Source organism: Pseudomonas simiae (assembly GCF_900111895.1).
In the GTDB taxonomy this organism is placed as follows: Bacteria; Pseudomonadota; Gammaproteobacteria; order Pseudomonadales; family Pseudomonadaceae; genus Aquipseudomonas; species Aquipseudomonas simiae.
This window is the reverse complement of sequence record NZ_FOKB01000001.1, coordinates 223,437-245,360: the sequence shown is the minus strand read 5'-3', so window position 1 is coordinate 245,360 and position 21,924 is coordinate 223,437. Positions and strand designations below refer to the sequence as shown.

At 55.2% G+C, this 21,924-nt stretch carries 19 protein-coding genes; 9 read left to right on the top strand and 10 right to left on the bottom strand.

Annotation, left to right across the window (positions count from 1 at the left end; translation table 11 throughout):
• Positions 1-239 precede the first annotated feature (239 nt).
• Together BMZ57_RS01140 and BMZ57_RS01135 are read left to right on the top strand one after the other, a co-directional pair.
• Complete coding sequence (locus tag BMZ57_RS01140) at positions 240-1,238, top strand: glycosyltransferase family 2 protein (protein WP_045791755.1); 999 nt, start codon at positions 240-242, stop codon at positions 1,236-1,238.
• Positions 1,235-1,573 carry an EamA family transporter gene (locus BMZ57_RS01135; protein ID WP_010208592.1) on the top strand — a complete coding sequence of 113 codons (339 nt, stop codon included), beginning with the start codon at positions 1,235-1,237 and terminating at the stop codon, positions 1,571-1,573. The genes BMZ57_RS01140 and BMZ57_RS01135 overlap by 4 nt, the downstream gene beginning before the upstream one ends.
• 16 nt (positions 1,574-1,589) lie before the next feature.
• Here the strand turns inward: BMZ57_RS01135 and cysC are convergent, their stop codons facing one another.
• The 8 genes from cysC to BMZ57_RS01095 all read right to left on the bottom strand — a co-directional run bounded on the left by cysC (position 1,590) and on the right by BMZ57_RS01095 (position 11,994).
• Positions 1,590-2,183, bottom strand: coding sequence for an adenylyl-sulfate kinase (cysC, locus tag BMZ57_RS01130; RefSeq protein ID WP_010208590.1), 594 nt, complete (start codon positions 2,181-2,183; stop codon positions 1,590-1,592).
• A 35-nt stretch (positions 2,184-2,218) separates the two neighbouring features.
• Positions 2,219-3,583: an ABC transporter ATP-binding protein gene (locus BMZ57_RS01125; protein ID WP_175439675.1), complete on the bottom strand. Its 1,365-nt coding sequence runs from the start codon at positions 3,581-3,583 to the stop codon at positions 2,219-2,221.
• A complete protein-coding gene (locus tag BMZ57_RS01120; protein ID WP_038453610.1) occupies positions 3,573-4,412 on the bottom strand; it encodes an ABC transporter permease in 840 nt (279 codons plus the stop codon). The genes BMZ57_RS01125 and BMZ57_RS01120 overlap by 11 nt, the downstream gene beginning before the upstream one ends.
• 265 nt (positions 4,413-4,677) lie before the next feature.
• The gene (locus BMZ57_RS01115; protein WP_069673227.1) at positions 4,678-6,129 is read right to left on the bottom strand and encodes a hypothetical protein; all 1,452 of its coding nucleotides are present in this window, start codon (positions 6,127-6,129) and stop codon (positions 4,678-4,680) included.
• A gap of 28 nt (positions 6,130-6,157) precedes the next feature.
• On the bottom strand, positions 6,158-7,426 hold the full coding sequence (locus BMZ57_RS01110; protein ID WP_069673228.1) for a glycosyl transferase: 1,269 nt from the start codon (positions 7,424-7,426) through the stop codon (positions 6,158-6,160).
• A complete protein-coding gene (locus tag BMZ57_RS29425) occupies positions 7,423-9,072 on the bottom strand; it encodes a glycosyltransferase (RefSeq protein WP_175439676.1) in 1,650 nt (549 codons plus the stop codon). Before BMZ57_RS29425 ends, BMZ57_RS01110 begins: the two co-directional genes overlap by 4 nt.
• A gap of 61 nt (positions 9,073-9,133) precedes the next feature.
• Positions 9,134-10,837 (bottom strand): sulfotransferase family protein, encoded by a 1,704-nt coding sequence (locus BMZ57_RS01100; RefSeq protein ID WP_010208578.1) that lies wholly within the window; start codon positions 10,835-10,837, stop codon positions 9,134-9,136.
• Positions 10,838-11,022: 185 nt separating this feature from the next.
• Complete coding sequence (locus BMZ57_RS01095) at positions 11,023-11,994, bottom strand: glycosyltransferase family 2 protein (protein ID WP_029529069.1); 972 nt, start codon at positions 11,992-11,994, stop codon at positions 11,023-11,025.
• 593 nt (positions 11,995-12,587) lie between these two features.
• On the opposite strand from BMZ57_RS01095, the gene BMZ57_RS01090 reads away from it, so the two are divergent.
• Positions 12,588-13,976 (top strand): FAD/NAD(P)-binding protein, encoded by a 1,389-nt coding sequence (locus tag BMZ57_RS01090; protein ID WP_010208576.1) that lies wholly within the window; start codon positions 12,588-12,590, stop codon positions 13,974-13,976.
• Positions 13,977-14,029: 53 nt separating this feature from the next.
• Here the strand turns inward: BMZ57_RS01090 and BMZ57_RS01085 are convergent, their stop codons facing one another.
• Entirely contained in the window at positions 14,030-14,890 is an 861-nt protein-coding gene (locus BMZ57_RS01085) for a DMT family transporter (RefSeq protein WP_042571897.1), read from the bottom strand.
• Positions 14,891-15,295: 405 nt separating this feature from the next.
• On the opposite strand from BMZ57_RS01085, the gene BMZ57_RS01080 reads away from it, so the two are divergent.
• Both BMZ57_RS01080 and BMZ57_RS01075 read left to right on the top strand, forming a co-directional pair.
• Positions 15,296-16,087, top strand: a complete 792-nt coding sequence (locus tag BMZ57_RS01080) for a CPBP family intramembrane glutamic endopeptidase (protein WP_069673229.1) — start codon at positions 15,296-15,298, stop codon at positions 16,085-16,087.
• 73 nt (positions 16,088-16,160) lie between these two features.
• The gene (locus BMZ57_RS01075; RefSeq protein ID WP_010208570.1) at positions 16,161-17,726 is read left to right on the top strand and encodes a methyl-accepting chemotaxis protein; all 1,566 of its coding nucleotides are present in this window, start codon (positions 16,161-16,163) and stop codon (positions 17,724-17,726) included.
• A gap of 84 nt (positions 17,727-17,810) precedes the next feature.
• Here BMZ57_RS01075 and BMZ57_RS01070 read toward each other — a convergent pair whose 3' ends face one another.
• Positions 17,811-18,503: an alpha/beta family hydrolase gene (locus tag BMZ57_RS01070; RefSeq protein ID WP_042571899.1), complete on the bottom strand. Its 693-nt coding sequence runs from the start codon at positions 18,501-18,503 to the stop codon at positions 17,811-17,813.
• 79 nt (positions 18,504-18,582) lie between these two features.
• On the opposite strand from BMZ57_RS01070, the gene ccoN reads away from it, so the two are divergent.
• Genes ccoN through ccoP form a run of 4 tightly spaced genes read left to right on the top strand, consistent with a single transcriptional unit; the run spans position 18,583 to position 21,774 of the window.
• Positions 18,583-20,007: a cytochrome-c oxidase, cbb3-type subunit I gene (gene ccoN / locus BMZ57_RS01065; protein ID WP_021490914.1), complete on the top strand. Its 1,425-nt coding sequence runs from the start codon at positions 18,583-18,585 to the stop codon at positions 20,005-20,007.
• A gap of 10 nt (positions 20,008-20,017) precedes the next feature.
• Positions 20,018-20,626 carry a cytochrome-c oxidase, cbb3-type subunit II gene (gene ccoO / locus BMZ57_RS01060; protein ID WP_010208565.1) on the top strand — a complete coding sequence of 203 codons (609 nt, stop codon included), beginning with the start codon at positions 20,018-20,020 and terminating at the stop codon, positions 20,624-20,626.
• Positions 20,627-20,629: 3 nt separating this feature from the next.
• Entirely contained in the window at positions 20,630-20,830 is a 201-nt protein-coding gene (locus tag BMZ57_RS01055; protein WP_010208563.1) for a cbb3-type cytochrome oxidase subunit 3, read from the top strand.
• Complete coding sequence (gene ccoP, locus BMZ57_RS01050) at positions 20,827-21,774, top strand: cytochrome-c oxidase, cbb3-type subunit III (RefSeq protein WP_021490915.1); 948 nt, start codon at positions 20,827-20,829, stop codon at positions 21,772-21,774. The genes BMZ57_RS01055 and ccoP overlap by 4 nt, the downstream gene beginning before the upstream one ends.
• The last annotated feature ends 150 nt before the right edge of the window (positions 21,775-21,924 follow it).

Here is a 21,924-nt window from a genome sequence, read left to right as displayed (position 1 = left end):
AACGCCTGCAAGGTGTCAATTTTCAACAGACCAGCGCTCCGTCACAACCACACCTTCCTCTCGACCAAATGATCAAGCACTCTGACGCCCGCTGCCATTTACAAATGAGTAGACCCTATTCTCGTTCAATCAAGCGTTGTATCAGACGACAACCAATTTAATCACACCCAACGGTTCTTCATCACAAGTGAGTATGCTAGTCTCACTTTTATTTTTTACATGAGAGATGGAGCACTCGCGTGTCAGATCAAACGACGAAAATAGCGGTTCTGATTCCCAGCTATAAAGTAAAGAGCCACATCTTAGAAGTTATTCGGTTGATCGGGCCGGAAGTTTGTAAGATCTACGTCGTTGACGACTGCTGCCCGGATGGATCAGGCGACTTCGTCATTCAACACTGCACAGACGAACGGGTAATCGTGTTGCGTAACCCTGTCAACTTGGGCGTTGGCGGTGCAGTCATGACGGGCTACCGGGCCGCTATCGCAGATGGAATTGATATCATCGTCAAAATTGACGGTGATGGCCAAATGGACCCAAGCCTGATCAGTGACTTTGTATCCCCTATCATCGCAGGCAACGCCGATTACACCAAAGGCAATCGTTTTTTCAATTTGGAAAAAATATCCGAAATGCCGAAAATTCGGCTTTTCGGAAACGCTGTACTGTCATTTATGACAAAACTGTCCTCCGGCTATTGGGAACTGTTTGACCCGACAAATGGTTACACGGCTATACATAGCGAAGTAGCCAAACACCTTCCGCTTGACAAGATTAGCCAGCGCTACTTCTTTGAAACCGACATGCTATTCCGTCTTAACACATTGGGCGCTGTGGTGATCGACATCCCTATGGACGCAAAGTATGAAGATGAAGTCAGCAACCTTAAAGTGTCTAAGGTGATTGGAGAGTTTTTACTTAAGCATATTCGAAACTTTGGAAAACGTATCTTCTACAACTACTATCTCCGCGGCATGTCGCTGGCATCGATAGAGTTGCCTTTCGGTCTTATCTTGCTGACCACCGGCTCAACGTTTGGAATTAGCCACTGGATAGAGTCGTTGCAGCAAAATGTCCCGACCCCTGCCGGCACGGTCATGCTGTCTGCACTGCCTGTTATAATCGGCTTCCAGCTTCTACTGGCCTTCATAGGCCATGATATTTCTTCTTCGCCACGGCGAGCCTTCCACGTGTTACGCAAGAAACACATACTGCCTAAAAGGGACCAACGCTCATGATTTACCTGATAGCGTTTGCCTGTGTCATCGGCATTGCGACCGGACAAATCCTATTTAAACTTAGTGCCCTTTCCGTTCATCAAAGTGGCAGTTGGTTTGATACCAAAACATTGATCACCTTGTTTTCAGCTTTTGCACTGTACGGAATCACTACAATAGCCTGGATATGGGTATTGCAAAAAATTGATTTAGGCAAGGCATACCCGTTGATGGCGCTGGCATTCGTCTTGGTCCCCATAGGCAGTCACTTTGTATTTGGAGAACGCTTTCAACCACAGTATTTCGTCGGCGTAGCAATTATTATGCTAGGCATTACTGTAATCGTGAAGTCCTGAGCCCGCGCCACATTATCTACGCCAACGCGCGCTCATCCAGATAAGTCATCACCGTAGAAACCACCGTTGCTACATCATCGTTCAACGTGTTGAGGTGTATATCTGGCGCGAGAGGCGCTTCGTAGATAGAGTCGATACCGGTAAATTTCTTGATCAATCCCTTACGGGCTTTTACATAAAGCCCCTTCGGGTCACGGCGTTCGCACTCGGAAAGCGGCGCATCAATGAATATTTCCATAAATGCATCCGCACCGATAACTTCGCGCGCAAGCGCTCTATCCCGCTCGAATGGCGAGATAAACGAGGTAATCACAATCAGTCCTGCATCGACGAACAACCGTGACACTTCCGCAACACGCCGGATATTTTCTTCACGATCAGCGTCGCTGAAGCCTAGATCCCGACATAACCCTAGGCGAACATTGTCGCCGTCGATCAAGAAAGTGTGTCGACCTCGTTCAACCAAAGCAATTTCAATTGCGTTGGCAACGGTAGTTTTCCCCGCGCCACTCAGGCCGGTTAACCACAATACTAAGGGCTTCTGCCCTTTCATCGTGGCTCTGGCGTCGGCACTGACGCTAGACGCTTGAAACACCAAATTATTAACCATTAAAAAGGACTCATTAAAAGTTGATTATTCATGTGCTAAACGCTTTCACTGCTGGAGATTAGTACATCAGAAACACATTTAAAATCTATGACGCCTGTTGCTAACTGCTCAGTCACTGGCAGCACTCGGAACAAGCATGCATCCAGTAGCCGATGGAGGTATGTTTCCTCTCCGTTGACTGATCCCAACACGCCTGCGTTCACAAAATACGTCCCTGGGTTCAGATTACACTCAAAGGCAAACTCAACCTGAATGATGGTTCCGGGCGATACATAGCTGACCGCGTCTTGAGGACTGGTCGCGGTGGCCGCGCCCCCCAACTCGACGCCAGCCAGTGTTTTAATCATCATGCCAAAACGCACACCGGTTGCCGCAACGGAAAAATCAGTTTTATAGGTATAGCGATAGGTTCTCCCTCGCGCCAGGCAATTAACCGGCTCGCCTGCCAGATTAACAATCTGCGGCAAATTAATGACTGCACCATGGGATTCATAGGCGAGTTCACTTTGGGATTTCAAATGGGGGTCGTAAAATTCCTCAACGTCATCCGTAGTATTCTTCGAGGAGGCGTGTGCATTCGCCCCTGCGATTGAATTCAACGTCGACAGCGATACATCCCCTTCAGCGCTCACCGCTGCACGAATACCCTCAACCTTCTCGGCAGGAGCATAAAGCAACTTTTGATATTTCCCGATTACATTCTTGGGAGCACCTTCCGTAAGCTTGTCACCATTGTCCAAAAGAATAGCGCGATCACACAGCTCAACAACGGCACTGCCGGAATGCGATACAAAGAGGATTGTCGCACCGTTGGCTTTAATCGCTTCAATTCGAGCAAAACACTTACGTTGAAACAGCTCATCGCCCACTGACAATGCTTCGTCAACGATGAGAATTTGCGGATCAACATTAATCGCCACCGCAAAAGCAAGGCGCACCATCATGCCGCTGGAATAGCTCTTGACCGGCTGATCAATAAAATTGCCTATTTCTGCGAATGCCTCGATTTGGGAAAATCGAGCGTCTGTTTCCTCCCGCGACAAGCCAAGCACTGCGGCATTCATATAGACATTTTCGCGCCCACTGAAGTCTGGATTGAACCCTGAACCTAACTCAAGTAATGCAGCTACTCGCCCAGAAGTCTGAACATCTCCAGCGGTCGGCGTTAGCGTTCCGCAAATAATTTGCAACAAGGTAGACTTACCACTGCCATTGCGACCAATGATGCCAACGGTCTCACCTTTTCTTACAACAAAAGAAATATCACGCAGCGCCCAGAACTCTCTGAAATATTGTTTTCGTCGACCATTAAACATTTGCAGAAAGCGATCACGCGGATTGTCATAAATGTGAAAGCACTTACTAACAGCATTTACCTTTATCGCAATATCAGAGCACATCAGAAAATCCTTTTCGCATTTTCTGGAACCAGATATACCCTGCCCAGAACATCACCAGCGCGACAATAAAGTAATTAAGCAACCCCATGAAATCCGGCATTTTCCCCCAGATTAAAACATCGCGAGATTGTTCAATAATAAATGTCAGGGGGTTCGCCATGATAAGCGGTTGAAATTCCGGCGGGAGGTTTTTGACGGGAAAGAACACCGGCGCCAAAAACATCATCATGGTGGTGATAATGGCCACTGTTTGCCCGACATCCCGCAAGAAAACGCCAAGGGCTGCAAGAAACCATGCAAGTCCTAACGCAAGGACCAATAACGGAAATAGTACAAGAGGAAGAAACAGCACGTGCCAGTGAGGCACACCAATAAGTAATGTGTATGCCATTAGCCAGACCGTCAGGCTAACCAGTGCATGAAAAAGCGCTGCACAGGCGGCAACGACGGGCAAGATCTCAAGAGGAAAAACTACTTTTTTCACATAATTGACATTACCGACAATCAAGCTGGGTGCGCGATTAAGTATCTCAGCAAACAAGCCATACACGATCATACCGACAAATAGCACAACGGCGAACATCGCCTTGCTTTCCTCGCCGCCACTCTCCGCTATCCCCCAGCGTGAACGAAATACAACAGAAAAGACAAAGGTGTACACCGCGAGCATTAGTAAGGGATTGAGAAACGACCACCCCAAACCAAGGAATGATCCCTTATAGCGACCGATCACCTCTCGCCTTGTCATTTGAGCAATAAGCTGGCGATTCACCCACAAACTACGTAGCAGTGATCCAATCGTAATCGGTTGGGGGGCATGAGGATTCATGGCCTACCTCTCACGTCGCCCTGCAGATCGTATTCCATATAGGTATTGATAATGGCTCTCCTCAAACCTGACGTTTAACCTTTCCGAGCGGAGCTTGGATAGGCCGTCTTGGGGTCACACGTATAAGACAGCCTATGGCCGAGATTAAAAGACCCAGTGATTTGACGAAACCGCTGGGCGGGCTGCTCAGCAATGAGAAACCGAATTGATATTCATCTTAGGCAGACTTGGACGTTTGAATGCACAGTGCGTTGCCATCGGTTTGTCATTCACCCTCCGCGACTCTCTTTTCACCGGCACCGAACAACAGGATCAAGCCCAACATCATGACTAACGGTATCGTCGCAAATAAATACCTGAAATCCGAAGCAATGCTCGTCGGTAGAAAGGACCCGTACATCAAGACTGTGGCCAGTGCAATCACGCCACCAATCGCTTTAACTGGCCCCGGAGAAATCTTGAGCGCGCCCACAGCCACAATCACTATAAGCGACAACATCCAGAAAGCGTGACGGTAAATCGGCCAACTGAAAAAAGACACGGCCATGTCATAAACTACTTGAGCTCTTGACGTGGTTCCTGGCCTCACATGGACTGCAGTCAGGTACTCAGGATTGCCTTCAACTCCGACAAAGACCGGCAGAGTGCCATTTAGTCCTCGTAGCCCCAGCAAAGTCGCGTAGGTCGTTACACGGTGCTCCAAATAGGCGCCCGGATTTTGCTTCACCATCACCCACCATTCATGCCGGAGCGTTTCGCTGGGTATGGAAGCGAACCAAGCACGAACAACCGGATTCAGATCAAGAAAGTCAATCCTGGCCGGGTCGTAGGCGGACTTGATTGCAGAAAGCTGCTCTTGCGTCACAGGGAGTGCCATCTCGGCAGGGGGAAGCTTTGAGTTACTGACAATGCCGGCAAGATCAAACTGTATGATGCTGCGAAAGCCCACAGAACTGGCGCGATCACCGGCGCCTTTCACCGACGATGCGACCTGGTGCTGAATGCCCAGAACAACACTCACGAATAAAACAATGATCACTGACGAAGCCAGAACTTTCTTAGTCGGCCTGAAGGAATAAACGGCGACCATAAGTGACAGTAAGAGGATCGGTGCCATGAAAACCCCTTGCTGACGAGCCTGGTATCCGGCAGCTAGCAAGACTATCGACAAGCCGATACAGCAATAACGACGCAGAGGCGAACCTACGGTTGCCGCGATCGCAAATGCACACGCCGCTGTTAACAATGACGCGAAAAGCACATCTTTCCAGACAATTCCCACATAAATGAAAACAATCGGATTTATGATCAGCAAGAACGCAATAACGACCCGCCATGTAGGGATAGTATTAAGGCCTTGAGCAGCGCGCACTTGCAGCATTGTTAAGGTGACAACGGCAAAGGCCCCATAAAGAAGAACCGAATTGATCATCACAAACAACGCAGCCGAAAGCTCCCCACCCCCCATCCACCTGAGCAGGGCCGACATGAACGGCGGCCCCCAACTTACGGACTGCCCTAGGCTGGCTTCGTAAAGTTGGATGCTCGTGTCCATCGACATCTGCCCCGGGGCATGTATCGCAATGGCAGCGCATGCAAGAACGAAGGTGAGCAAAACAACGAGGCGGCTCACAGGGCTCGAATTGACAGTCACCAGCGCAGACAACTTGCTTTGACTTGTCACGGCGCGCCGTTGGTTAACATCTATAATTGACATTGCGTCCAGTCCTGTTCAGCGGGCAGAATCATCGGGAAATACGCTTCATGAATCCTGGAACACCTTCCGTGCGAAGCACTTCCCACGCACGCTTGGCCAACAACACTCCGTGACGAGGGTCGTCCAGTACTTGGCCCAAATGCTCACGCACACGGCTGGAACTGAAGACAACCGGTACCCCACCTGCTTGATAACCCGGCGTCAACGCAGACGTCACCCGAAGCATCTCCGCTGCAGAAGTGGCTGGATCAAAAAGTGCCGGGAACTCCACACGCCCCTGGGATTCCCACCACGCGAGGTAACCGCCGCCTTCGGTTGCAAAAGGATCAGGAAAGGTTTGCTGCAGGTCCAGTCGCTCTCGATAAATGAGGCGTGCAGCCTTGGGAATAGCAGTACCGTCTGCAAAACGAGAGAACGCCCACGGCACTTGGCTTAAAGGATCCTTGCCCAGGTCAGCAATAGTCTCCGTATACCATTTGATCAACGCATGCGCCGTTGGCTGGTTAGCTGCGTTTTTCCACGCCATGGTCCGATGCGCACCACTGTCAAACCCTGTGAAGTGATAGAAGCCGAGAGGCTGTCCATCCACCATGACGTTATCCGGTAATTCACCTGTAATTTGTCGAGTTGTAATGTTCCACGGGGCGACGTTCAGACGCGAAGTTCGCAGGATGCATACACCCTCGAAAAAAGCCGGTACCAGATCGATCCAACGCTGATCAGTAAACAAGCCGTTGTGAATTTCAGCGCGGCAGAAATAATAAAGACGGTCTGACCACCATCTCGCGAACTGTTTACCTATTTCCGTTGGCGCAACGGCAAGGAAGCCCAGGTTATAAATGCCGTGTTTCAGGCTGGAGATCTCGTTATCCATGATGGCGGCTAACGTTGGCTCTGGAGTGACCTGGTGAGGCGTCAGAGCGATATTTGAATGCTGGATAGCTTCCAGCACATCATGCAGAGGTGAAAAAAGTACAGTATCTGGATCAAGGTAGATGACCCCGGCACAATCTGGACGATCAAGCAGTCGTGCCAGGAGGAACGGCTTGATGGCTGTCGACAACTCTACGATCGTGTGACAAAACGCCCAGCCATTTGCATTCGGAATATCCAGGCTGCTGATCGGGTGAATTTCATCAAACGGCTCTGCGGAAAGATCCAGACCGGCGGGCACTTCATCCGACAGAGCCAAATGCACGACCCAATCAGGATGGAATTTTTTGATCGACTCTACCAATGCTCGAACTTTCGGAATGTAGTTACAGGCGGCACTGGTGTAAACGTGTATTTTTTTCAAGAAATGACCTTAATACTTAAAGGGTGAAGAGAACGCTCAAAAGCCAGGATATCCTCAAGCAAGCTTGGGCCATCCTGCCGCGTCGCGATATAGCCGGTTTCAAGACTGCGAACCAGGTCAGCTTGAGCCCCCAGGTCCAGGCAGATCAGCGGTAGCTTCATCGACAGTATTTCATGCGCGACAAATGAGAATGTTTCAGGGCAAATTGAAGGCAGAAAAGCCATGCTGATGCCATGCTTTTCAACGATTTTGGGTAAATCGTCTTGTGCATAGGGGCCTGTTTCTTTCACCACTTCCGGGTGGCATGGCGCGTCGACACTTCCCACGACGACGATTCGCACCGGCGCGCCCACTTGATGAATCGCCGCCGCCAGATCTTGCAGGATGCCTGCGCCCTTGTGGTGGGAGATCGAACCTATTACTCCAATCGTCAGATACTTTCGCGGCGGTGCGGGGACGCTAACTTCGCGAAGGGGCTCCACATAATGAGGAAAGAGCTTCGCGCGTCCCCCGATCCCCGGGTAGGCACGCTCAAGTAACGTACAAGAAGATTGTGAAAAGCAGCGAATTTCGTCGGCCGCATCCAGCAGCTCTCCCCACATTTCACGCCAACGTACGATCGAGCGCTCCCCCGTTAGGGAGACGAATCCGTCCGGATGATTGCTCAAACAGGCATTGCAGCGCGACACAGACGGTATGCCGCAATATTGCCCACCATCGTCGAGCAGGAAATGCGAAGGGCAAACAAGGAAGTACTCATGTATGGCCACGATCAGGCTGGCATTGGTCCGTTGCTTCAACGCCAGCATGAACGTTCTAAGGCTTTGCGGATGCGGAAAAGATACGGCGCAGTTGAAAAACACTTGCTTAAGATCCATGCGCACCAGCAACTCGACAAAGCTGTCCAAGCTGGGCAATTGGCATGAATAGGTTCCGCTGCGGTCTCGTACTTCCACAAAAGTCTGCATGGAAGAAACGCGAAAACTAAGCAATATCACGGTATCGCCCGAGGATCGCCAATCAGTAACCACGCGCTCGCGAAACAGATTGGCTCCGCCTCCCATCGAATGATCGATCACCAGGCGGCATGGGCGGTTTTTCAGACGTGCCGCGAGAGCAGTCTCGTCAGAGTTCACCAGCGTAGGGTTTCGCCCACGATATCGAAGGCACTTTCTGACCAGCGTCTTGATACTTCCTCGACGCAGATAGGCCCAGGCTCGCTTAGCGAGATACAGACTCTGCGACACTTCAGTACTTTGCACTGCGTCGTGTGCTGGCAAAGCAAGCTCATGACGAGCTATCACGCCAGCGCGCATTTCAAAAACGAGTTCACACCTTTCGGGCGCCTCAGCTCCCCACCCGGCGATTACCATATAACCAGAGTTGGCCGCCTGGGCGTTACCAGGGAACGCTGCGGCAACGTCTTCCCGCGACCGGCCCAAAGATACTGCAACGCGCTCAAGCCGCCCCCCCGCAAAATGCATATGAAGGTAGGCCTGAACAATTACATGTTCATGATCCAGAGCCCATCCGAATCCGAACAGGCCATGGGGATGGCGTACGAGATGGTCTGTCTGACAGATTAACGTTGTCGATAGTACTTCTTGGGTGCTGCCATACTGCAGGCTGGGATCAACTACATCCATGTATATCGGTTCCACTATCAACTCACTACCACAACGGTTCTTTGACATAAGCCAAAGCCACCTACTTAATTTGAGGGTCCAGCGTCGCGTTTTGCAATGACTCCGCTACACCTACTGGCGTCATCTCTCTACGCGATACCAGTAAATATGCGCGTTCCAACGCGTCCTGTTGCTCCTGTACGATTCGTTCAGCGTGAGCCAGAGCATCCGAGGTTTGGATAAGCTGAGCATTGAGTTTCTGCATCTCTGCCAAACGCTCAAAAGCAAGTCTCTCTGCTTCCAGTAAGCCTGCTTGCATCGCATCTCTTTGCTGGAATGCCTGCTGTTGCTCAACGACGATGCCTTCGGCGCGGGAAAGCGCGGCACTCATTTCGATCAACTGAGCATCGAGCTTTTGTATATGTTCCAAACGTTCAATCGCGATCAACTCAGCCCCACGGAACAGAGTATAGGCGTCGTTTTGACGCTCGAGCGCAGCCTGTTGATCCGACACGATGTGCTCAGCACGGTCAAGCGCGGCACTGGTTTGACTCAATTGGGCATCAAGCCTATTTATGTGCTCCAAACGCTCAACCGCAAGTGTTTCGGCGTCGCGAAGACGGCAATCAAGCGCTTCTATTTGCGCTGATGCTTCTCGCTGAAATTGAGATTCAGCCAACGGCGAGTGCGCGCCCGTGGCCTGGTCGACAGGCTCGCTACCGAGCTGCTCGTTTGCACACTCAAGCGTCGACCGCTGTTCCAACACAATCAGTTCAGCGCGGGCCAGAGCATCACTGGTCTGAATAAGCTGAGTATCGAGTCTCTGCATCTCATCCAGACGTTCGACTGCCAATTTTTCAGCCATTGCCAATCCCTCACTCAAAGCAACAATTCGGGACTCTAAGGTCGAAAGCTGCCGATCATCCTTGTAAAACGCTTGTACTGACAAAAGTTTCGGGATGATATCACGCTGAAATTCAGATGTTATACGAATCCACTGAGCACTCTCTCGAAAGGCCCTGGGGGTCATGCCCTCCTCGATAGCACCATGCACAGCCTCATAAGCTCTCAGAACTAGCCCCGGGAGGCTCAGATGTCGGGCGTCCGAGCCATGGGATAATGTTGGTGCAATGAAGTCGCCGGCGAAGCGCTCAACGGTGTCTTGGGCGGGTGTCAACTTAAGCCAGCTCGCGACGTCTGAAAGAAAGTCGGCCGGTTGCAAAAGCAAATGATCGAATGCGAAAAATCGCATGTCTTCAGCGTTATCTAAGTATTCCAAGGCCCCAAGCAAATGTGTCATCCACAGCCAGGCCCCACGCTCAACGGAAATGCCATCACGTCGAGCCAGCGAATGCACTACCTCGGCTGGATGACGCACCACTAACATCAGCTGCGGCTTGACCTCCAACTGCGAGAACACTCTCCCCCAAAAAGGGGCCAACTGACACATCCGTGGGTCTTTGAATCCCCAGGCAGGCGCGTCGCCAAACAAACCTCGGACCAGCTCGACAGCTTCACCGACATATGCCTCCCATTGCCCTCCACTCCCCAACACTGGAGGCAAGGGGGAGTCCCAGCGGCAGTTCTGCAAGGCAAGCAGCCTGTTATTGAACTCGACAACCTGGCGCTCTTCGAAATACCCCTTGGGATTCCATTCGTCGCCTTGATACAAAGAACTTCCCATGCTCAGGCCGAGCTGCTCAAGCCCCGCAGCGATAGCGCTGGTGCCACTGCGATGCATCCCCAGAACGATCACTACATTTTTATTCGCGTCAACTGGATGCATTATCGAACACTCTAATATTGGCTAACTTGAAAACAGGGACCGGGACAGTTCTAGCACTCAAGTGCCTATCTATGATCGCAAAAGCAGAGCGTAGCGCCCTCGAAAATCACCGAAAATTGGCCGTCGCCAACGACGTGCTGACCAAAGCTCATCCGCTGAATGTGCGGATTTACGCTCGAGAGAATTCAGAGCTTCTTCATTATAGTTGCCAGCAGAAGCCCCAAATTCCCCAGCAGGGTTTGCCGGTAAAGTCCCGCCAACCAGACGCCAGAGATTCTGCGAAAGACGGTCTGCGTCCGTGCTTGCTTGAAGCACTCAAGCGTCCCTTGATTTTGCTTGCACAAACGGTGTTGCATGGCATCGAGGGCCCGGATGTTCTGGTCATTCCATTCATGGAAACGCCCTTGAAAAACCATCCGCAATCGAACTAATCGTGCCGCCCAACCAGCATTACTACCAATCACATTCTCAGCATGCTGACGATATTTCATCTTAGGCTGCGGATCATAGTGAACACGTCCGCCTGCCCCCGAGATCAACTGATAAAGCCACCAGTCGTGAGCAGGCACACTCAGGTCGTAGCCCGCCTCGCACAACAGCGCACGAGCGGCTTTGTTGAAAACCATCGTGTTCCCCCCCGCAATACTCTGAACCAGTGCATTGCCAAAACCGGGAGCGAGTCGAAAACGCGGCGAATAGCCGAGATGCACGCCCGTTTCGCTGATCAACTGAGTACGACCGCAATAAAGCGCAGGCACATGGGTTGGCACGGTTCGCAACCACGCCAGCGCCACCTCCAGCTTGTCCTCGCTCCAGATGTCGTCTTGATCGGACCAGGCAAAGAAATCTGCATCATCCACTCGATAGGTCAACGAGAGGAAATTGGCAGCGTATCCTCTCTTAGGCCCCATCATTATTCCCAGGCGAGCATGACCCCAGCGGCGACCGTAGTCTTCCAACAGCGAAAGGGTTCCATCCTGAGAACCGTCGTCCGACACCATCAACGTCCAGTTGGAATGGGTCTGCCGTTCAAACGAGTCAAGCTGCTCTGCAAGGAATGCCTGGCCGTTGTACGTACACATCAATACGACAACTTTTGCTTCGCAAACATCGCTTGGTTGAAGACGAGAAGGACTATGCAATGTAGTAATAGACACAAATATCCCGCTGCAACGCACTTACTCGCCTGTAGGAATCTGCGGTATGTGCCCTAAGAAAGCTGGAATTATTGCAGTTATATTCAGAACGTACAATCTTGTATCACAACCAATGGTCGGGCGTAATAGTCAGGCCTGGCACGGCCCGGAAGGCTGCATGGCACACACCTTGAAGCTAGAGCGCCTGAAAGGTGAAAATCGCCGGCTTAACCCACCCAGAAATATCCATCGGGTTATTACTAAGACGTTACTCGTGAAATAATTTTTGTGCTATGGGCTATATGACTAACTTGGCGCCAAGGAACAGTGACAGCATGGCCTGTAAGAAAGTTCACTAATTATAGCCAAGCACGTACTTAACTTTTGATCGATATGGCTCATTAACATCATTCAAGCTTCTGAGTTTTAATTCCCTATATAGCCGCACGCCCATTGAGCCCTATCAATAAACGCTCGAGCCTACCCGTTGAGCACTGGAATGGTGCCGCCATCCGCGTCACTATGCGCTCATCGCTTGCAGGACCACCCGCCCTCAAAAAAAATTGGACGTCTCACGTTGTCAGGTGAGCCCCCCCATCCACACTGGAGCAAGGATGAAGACCCAGACCATCGCAATTATTGGTGCAGGCTTTTGCGGCTCGACGCTAGCAGTGCGTTTACTGCGTAATCCAACCGGCGCGCGACAGAAAATCCTGTTGATTAGCCGGCCTGGCGCAATTGCGCGTGGCATTGCCTATGGAACCCGCTCTTACGCGCATCTACTCAACGTCCCCGCGGGCAGAATGAACGCCCTGAGTGACGATGAAGACAGTTTCTATGCGTTCGCCAAGAACCATGATTCCAACATCACGTCCGGATCCTTTGTGCAAAGACGCCTTTACGGTGACTATTTGGAGTCATTGTTGAGCAACGCCTCGCAAAACGCAGCTAAAGGTTGCGAACTGCACAATGTCATCGGCGAGGTTGTTGAGGTGATACCCAACGCAGAGCGTGATGGGGCGCGCTTAATCATGAACAACGGCGATCATTTGGAGGTCGACAAGGTCGTCTTGAGTATCGGCAGCTGCGCCCGCCAAAAACCGTCCAGCGCAGCAGGGCACCAACTGTTTTACGCAAACCCGCGCTACATACATGACCCCTGGAAAGCCGACGCACTCAGCAATGTCGGCTCGGACGCCCCCATTTTTCTCATCGGTAGCGGACTGACGATGCTGGACGTCGTGCTTGACCTGCGTGACCGTGGGCATCAGGGAATGATTTATGCCGTATCTCGTCGAGGCCTCGCCCCACAACCTCATCGGGTGCTGAACGCACGCCCTTCTTATGATGAACACCTGTCCCGACGAATGTTAGACAACTGCACGATCCGTCACTATCTGCGCACAGTCCGTGACGCAATCATGCACCAAGCGCGTACCGGGGGGGACTGGAGGGACGTCATCGGCGGGCTCAGGTCAACCACGGCTCAACTATGGCATGCACTGCCCATTATCGAGCGACAGCGCTTTTTGCGTCATGTGCGCCCGTACTGGGATACTCATCGCCACCGTTGCGCCCCACAGCCAGGAGCACGCCTGCAGGCCGAGATCGCCAGCGGCAAACTCAAACTTTTTGCGGGACGGGTAACCGGCTACACCCCCAATGAAGATCATGTCAGTGTAAGTTTTCAACGCCGGGGCACCTGCATCCAGGACAGCATTGAAGTCGGCGCAGTGATCAACTGTACGACACCGGCATTTGACCTTCGAGAATTGGACGACCCCTTACTGGAATCACTGCGAATCGGCGGCCTGCTGATTCCGGACGCACTTGGAACAAGCATGGCCATCGCCCCTTCCGGCGCCCTGGTAGGGTGTGACGGGACAGAATCAAGCTGGCTGTATTACGTCGGCCCCTTCCTCCAGGCACGTGACTGGGAAGCGACGGCTGTACCGGAATTACGCGAATACGTGAAATCCCTGGCCGAGACACTGAGCCAGTAGCCCCTCCGGCCTGGCCCTCCTGCGCCCACAACGACGCAGGAGGGCACGCGTCCCTAACCTTTGCGAAACACAAACACCAACCCAACAATGATCAACCCCATCCCCAACACGCTCAGCATCGCGAGCCTGTTGCCAAAGATCAGGTAGTCCATCACCGCCGTCACCGCCGGTACCAGGTAAAACAGACTGGTGACGTTCACCAGGTTGCCTCGGGCGATCAGGCGGTACAGCAGTAGCGTTGCCAGCAACGATACCACCAGCCCCATCCACAGCACCGGCAGGTAAAAGCTGCTGCTGTATTCAAAGTGGAACGGCTGAAAGGGCACAAATACCGAACACAGCAGGAGCCCCGCCAGGTACTGCACCGGCAGCGTGCCCAAGGGGTTGTCGGTGATGCGCTTCTGCATGATCGAGCCGAAGGTCATGCTGGCCAGGGCCAACAGCCCGAACAGCATGCCTGCCAGGGACATGCCGGACAGACCGATGCCTTGATACACCACCATGATCAGCCCCGCCAACCCGAGGCCCAGCCCGAACACGCGGCGCAGCGAACGCTGGCGTTCCATCAGCACCACGGTGAGGATCGGCTGTACGCCCATGATGGTTGCCATCACGCCGGGGGTGACGCTCAGGTCCAGGGCCAACAGATAGAAAATCTGGTAGGCCCCCAATAACACCAACCCCGTCGCCGCTGCGTACAACAGCGGCTTGCCGGGGCGCGGCAGTTTCAGCTTGAGGATCGGTATCAGCACCACCAGGCCCGCGAGAGCGATGGCAAAGCGGATGAGCAGAAACGCGAAGGGGGACGCGTGGGCCAGGCCCCATTTGGAGAAGATCGCCCCGCTGCTCCACAGCAGGACAAACAGGCTCGTCGAGGCCGCCGCGGCCACGGATTGTTTCGAAAGAACAGACATGGTTACCACCTGTAATCAGGCAAAAAAGCCGACTCAGCAAAAGCTGAAGTTCAAGGTTTTTTCAGGCGGGCAGACGGGAACAGCAATCAGCTGATCAGCCCGAAATACCAACACCCGGCGGTGATACGACTGCGTACACCGGCGTGCTGCTGGCAGGTGGGGGGTAGTGACTGATCTGCACAGGCTGCTTTTCTCCGCACGGCTCGACTGCAGCGTTGACCGCTGAATCGATTACTGCTGTGCGCTGGAGAGCTGGCATGGCTGATCTTGTGTGAAGGGATGAAGAGACTCGGACTATAACCAGCCGTTGATAGGTTTTGCAATCACCCTGAATGGCGGAGTTTTCATGTGGGCCCTGCGAGATGGCTCGCTATAATGCCGCCCAGATTTTTCCAAGGACTCCCCATGATCGCATTGCCCTGGCTGTACCTGGCGCTTCTTTCCATCGGCTATCTGCTGGCCTTGATCTACGGGCAACTGGGGGCGCTGGCGGGCGTGTCCGTCGCCCTGCTGCTGATCGCCGGCTACGCCGTACGCCAGCAACGCACGCCGTGGGCGCGCTACCTGGGTCACGGGCTGTTTATCGTATTGGCCCTGGGCCTGGCGATGCACTGGTTGCCGGGTTTCTACAACGGACGTGGTATTGCTCCGCAACGTTTCACCGACGATGCAGTGCCCTTCTCGATGTACCTGAACCAGGACAAACCGCTGATTGGCTTCTGGCTGCTGCTGGCCTGCCCGTGGATTGTGGCGCGGCGTTCGCTGCGCTTATCGATCTGCGTGGCCGCCCTCGCCTTGACGCTCACCGCCATCGCAGCCTTGGGCGGCGCCGCCTTGCTGGGGATGATCACCTGGGCGCCGAAATGGCCGGAACAGGCCTGGTTATGGGTGCTGAATAATTTGCTGCTGGTGACTCTTGTCGAAGAAGCGCTGTTTCGTGGTTATGTCCAGGGCGGCTTGAGCAGGCGCTTCAAGCACCTGCCCTATGGAGAAAACCTCGCGTTGCTGCTGGCATCCCTGCTATTTGGCCTGGTGCACCTTGGGGCAGGCTGGCATTGGGTACTGCTGGCGAGCATTGCAGGCGTCGGTTATGGCCTCGCTTATCGCTTTGGCGGACTGGGTGCAGCCATTGCCACGCACTTTGGCCTGAATCTGCTTCACTTCGGGTTGTTTACCTACCCGATGCTGGCCAGCTGATTATTACAAAATTAAGCTAAATAAAAGCCCGCTGCGGCCGACAACCCTTGAAAGCCTTGCGGATTGAACAATCATGCGTAATAACCAACCCGTTACCCAGCGCGAACGTACCTTCCCCGCTCAGCAACGGTTGATCTCCACCACAGATGCCAAAGGCGTGATCACCTACTGCAACGACGCTTTCGTCGAGATCAGTGGGTTCTCCCGCGACGAACTGGTGCGTGCCCCGCACAACCTGGTGCGTCACCCGGATGTGCCGCCGGCGGTGTTCGCGCACATGTGGTCCACGCTCAAACAAGGCTTGCCATGGATGGGCATCGTCAAGAACCGCTGCAAGACCGGTGATCATTACTGGGTTAACGCCTACGTGACGCCCGTTTTCGAAGGCAATCAGGTGGTCGGCTACGAATCGGTGCGCATCAAGCCCACCGCCGAGCAGATCCGCCGTGCCGAAGCGCTCTACCACCGCATCAACCAGGGCAAGTCGGCGATCCCCCAACGGGACAAGTGGCTGCCGGTGTTGCAGGACTGGCTGCCGTTTATCCTGGTGAGCCAATTGAGCTTCATGATTGGTGCGTCGCTGAACTCCCACTGGGGCTTTGCCCTGGCGGCGGGGTTGTCGGTGCCGTTGGGCCTGCTGGGCCTGAGTTGGCAACAGCGCGGCCTCAAACGCTTGCTGCGCCTGGCTGAGCAGACCACGTCCGACCCGTTGATCGCGCAGATGTACACCGACAGCCGTGGCGCCCAGGCGCGTCTGGAAATGTCGATCCTCAGCCAGGAGGCACGTCTGAAGACTTGCCTGACGCGCTTGCAGGACACCGCCGAACACCTCAACGACCAAGCCGCGCAGTCCAACACCCTGGCGCATAACAGCTCCAGTGGCCTGGAACGCCAGCGCGTCGAGACCGAACAGGTGGCGACCGCAGTCAATCAGATGGCAGCCACCACGCAGGAAGTCGCCAGCCACGTGCAGCGTACCGCCGATGCGACCCAGGAGGCTAACCGCCTGACCGGTCGCGGCCGCGATATCGCCGGGGAAACCCGCGAGGCGATCCAGCGTCTGTCAGTGGCCGTGGGCGAGACCGGTGTGACCGTCACCCAACTGGCCAAGGACAGCGATGAAATCGGCGGCGTGGTCGATGTGATCAAAGGCATTGCCGACCAGACCAACCTGCTGGCACTCAACGCCGCCATCGAAGCGGCCCGTGCCGGCGAGATGGGCCGTGGTTTTGCGGTCGTCGCCGACGAAGTCCGTCAACTGGCACAGCGCACCGCTGAATCAACCGGGCAGATCCATGCCTTGATCGCCAAGCTGCAGCAGACCGCTGCCGCCGCCGTGCAAACCATGGACGCCGGGCATCGCCAGGCCGAAGAAGGCGTGGCGCGGGTGATGGAGGCCGATCAGGCGTTGGTGGGCATCAGTGAAGCGGTGGCGCATATCACCGACATGACTACCCAGATCGCGGCAGCGACCGAAGAACAAAGCTCGGTGGCAGAAGAGATCAGCCGTAATATCAGTACGATTGCGCTGTTGGCGGACCAGACGTCGGAACAGGCGATGAACTCGGCGCAGTTGAGTGAAGAGCTGACCCATACGGCGAATACCCAGTATTCGCTGGTAGAGCGGTTTAACCGGTAGATCGCTTTCGCGAGCAAGCCCGCTCCCACATGTTGATGTGTGAATGCATTCAAATGTGGGAGCGGGCTTGCTCGCGAAGGGTCCCTAACAGGCGCCGAGAAACTCAGCGACCTTCACCGCCGCAGCCGCCAAATGCTGCTCATGCGTAAACCCCGACGCCTTCAACGGCTTCAAATCATGATCCCCCGCCACCAACCACATCACCTCGATGCTCGGCGATAACACATACCCCTCCACCGTCGCCCGATTCCCCAGGGCATCGCGCTCGCCCTGCACAATCAAGGTCGGCGTCTTCAACCCAGCCAGATGCTCAGTGCGTGGCTTCTCCGGTTTACCCGGCGCATAGAACGGATACCCCAGGCACACCAACCCATCGGCGCCCACTTCATCAGCCAACAAACTGGCCATGCGCCCGCCCATGGACTTGCCGCCAATGGCCAGTGTCCCAGCGACATGACGTCGCACCTCGGCCGCCACCTCGCGCCAGGCTTCCAGCAGTTTCGGTGCCGGGTTCGGCGGGCGCTTGCCGCCGTCGACACGGCGTTGAGCCATGTAGGGAAACTCGAAGCGCAACACGCTGACCCCATGCCCGGCAAGGCGTGCAGCCATGTCGTTCATGAAGGATGAGTCCATCGGTGCACCAGCGCCGTGGGCCAGGATCAGCGTCACAGGTTCACGTCCCGCAACCGTCGACGCGACATCCCACAACCAGCCGTGTTCCCGCACACACTGCGCCCATTGATCCCCGTCAATACTGGCCTTGTGCTCTTTGCCCATGCTTGCCTCGCTATTCAGTCTGCCTATAACTCCAGCCCAAGTGCCGCACTTGCTTGGGTTGAACCGTGGATGGGGAACCATGAACACTACTTTAAGTACCGCCTATAACTACAAGGTGGTCCGCCAATTCGCCATTATGACGGTGGTGTGGGGCATCGTCGGCATGGGGCTCGGGGTTTTTCTCGCCGCCCAATTGGTCTGGCCTGCACTCAACTTCGACTTGCCTTGGACCAGCTTCGGCCGCCTGCGCCCGTTGCACACCAACGCGGTGATCTTCGCCTTCGGCGGCTGCGCGCTATTCGCCAGCTCTTTCTACTCGGTACAACGCACCTGCCAAACCCGGCTGTTCGCGCCGAAGATCGCCGCGTTCTGCTTCTGGGGCTGGCAGTTGGTCATCCTGTTGGCCGCGATCAGCTTGCCGCTGGGCTACACCAGTTCCAAGGAATACGCCGAGCTGGAATGGCCGATCGACATCCTCATCACCATCGTCTGGGTGGCCTACGCCATCGTGTTCTTCGGCACGGTGATGAAGCGCAACACTAAGCACATCTACGTCGGCAACTGGTTCTTCGGTGCGTTCATCATCACCGTGGCGATCCTGCATATCGTCAACAACCTGGAAATCCCGGTCAGCCTGACCAAGTCCTACTCCCTCTACGGCGGTGCGACGGATGCCATGGTGCAGTGGTGGTACGGGCATAACGCGGTAGGCTTTTTCCTCACCGCCGGCTTCCTCGGCATGATGTATTACTTCGTGCCCAAGCAGGCCGAGCGTCCGGTGTATTCCTATCGCTTGTCCATTGTGCACTTCTGGGCGCTGATCACCCTGTACATCTGGGCCGGCCCACACCACTTGCACTACACCGCGCTGCCTGACTGGGCACAGTCCCTGGGCATGGTGATGTCGCTGGTGCTGCTGGCACCGAGCTGGGGCGGCATGATCAACGGCATGATGACCTTGTCGGGTGCCTGGCATAAATTGCGCAGTGACCCGATTCTGCGCTTCCTCGTCGTCTCCCTGGCCTTCTACGGCATGTCGACGTTCGAAGGCCCGATGATGGCGATCAAGACCGTCAACGCCCTCTCCCACTACACCGACTGGACCATCGGCCACGTACACGCTGGCGCCCTCGGTTGGGTGGCGATGATTTCCATCGGCGCGCTGTACCACATGATCCCGAAAGTCTTCGGCCGCGAGCAGATGTACAGCCTAGGCCTGATCAACGCGCACTTCTGGCTGGCCACCATCGGCACCGTGCTCTACATCGCCTCGATGTGGGTCAACGGCATCGCCCAGGGCCTGATGTGGCGTGCAATCAACGAAGACGGCACCTTGACCTACTCCTTCGTCGAAACCCTGGTGGCCAGCCACCCTGGTTTCATCGTGCGGCTGGTGGGCGGTGCGGTGTTCCTCTGCGGCATGTTTCTGATGGCTTACAACACCTGGCGCACCGTGCGTTCGGCGCAGCCCGTCGAAGCCACCACCACTGCGCAGCTGGCCTGAGGAGTCTGTGATGAAACACGAAACGATTGAAAAGAACGTCGGCCTGCTGATGCTGCTCATGGTGCTGGCCGTGAGCATCGGCGGCCTGACCCAGATCGTCCCGCTGTTCTTCCAGGACGTCACCAATAAACCGGTGGAAGGCATGAAGCCCTACACCGCGCTGCAATTGGAAGGCCGTGACATCTACATCCGCGAAGGCTGCGTACAGTGCCACTCGCAGATGATCCGCCCGTTCCGCGCCGAGACCGAACGCTATGGCCACTACTCGGTGGCGGGCGAAAGCGTGTGGGACCACCCGTTCCTGTGGGGCTCCAAGCGCACCGGCCCGGACCTGGCACGCGTCGGCGCCCGCTACTCGGACGACTGGCACCGCGCGCACTTGTACAACCCGCGCAACGTGGTGCCCGAGTCGAAAATGCCGGCCTACCCGTGGCTGGTCACCGCCGCCGTCGACAGCAGCCACACCGAGACCAAGTTGAACGTGATGCGCACCCTCGGCGTGCCGTACACCGACGACGACATCAATGGTGCCGTGGCCAGCCTCAAGGGCAAGACTGAGATGGACGCACTGGTCTCGTACCTGCAAGTGCTCGGCACTGCCATCAAGAGCAAGAGGTGAGCCATGGGATTTGAATTCGATGCGGGCACCATCCGCGGCCTCGGCACGCTGGTGGTTGCTATCGCCTTTATCGGCCTGTCGTTGTGGGTGTTCAACAACCGGCGCAATGCGGAATTCGAGCAGGCGCGCCTGCTGCCCTTCGCCGATGAACCTTCTCCATCCGACGCTCAAGAAGAGCCTGCAATAAGGAGCACTCGGCCATGACCCTATTCTGGAGTACATGGATCTGCGTACTGACCCTCGGCAGCCTGATCGGCCTGACCTGGCTTTTGGTCGGCACCCGCAAGGGCGAGACCAAGGGCAGCGTCGACCAGACCATGGGCCACGCCTTCGACGGTATCGAGGAATACGACAACCCGCTGCCCCAGTGGTGGTTCATGCTGTTCGCCGGCACCCTGGTGTTTGCGGTCGGCTACCTGATCCTCTACCCGGGCCTGGGCAACTGGAAAGGCGTGTTGCCAGGCTATCAAGACGGCTGGACCCAGACCAAGGAATGGGACAAGGAAATGGCCAAGGCCGACGCCAAGTTCGGGCCGATCTTCGCCAAGTTCTCGGCCATGCCCGTGGAAGAAGTCGCCAAAGACCCGCAAGCGCTGAAAATGGGCGGTCGCCTGTTTGCCTCCAACTGCGCGGTGTGCCACGGCTCGGACGCCAAGGGCGCGTTTGGTTTCCCGAACCTGGCGGACAACATCTGGCGCTGGGGCGGTTCGGCCGAGGCAATCAAGACCACCATCCTGAACGGCCGTCATGCCGCGATGCCGGCCTGGGGTGACATGCTCGGCGATGAAGGTGTGAAAAACGTCGCCGCCTATGTGCGTCACGACGTGGCCAAGCTGCCCCTGCCGGCTGACAGCACTGCCGACCTGGCGGCTGGCCAAACGGCGTTCAACACCACCTGTGTTGCCTGCCACGGTCCGGAAGGCCACGGCATGGAAGCCATGGGTGCGCCCGACCTGACCAAACCGGCCGGCTACATCTATGGCACCAGCCTCGCGCAGTTGCAGCAGACCATCCGTCACGGCCGCCAAGGCCAGATGCCGGCGCAGGAAGTGCTGCAAGGCAATGACAAGGTGCACCTGTTGGCCGCCTACGTTTACAGCCTATCCCACAACGCTGATGGCGCAACGCCAGAAAGCCAGCCCGAGTAACCCCTGAACTGCCGCCCCACAATGGGGCGGCAGCTCGACTTCGCACGCGACCAAGTGTCACACCCTTCCAAAGCCCACCTTTCCCCCCCTCACTTTCGGGTCTACGCTTGTTCCCAAAGCGGACCAATCCTGGCGTACGCGACGGCATTC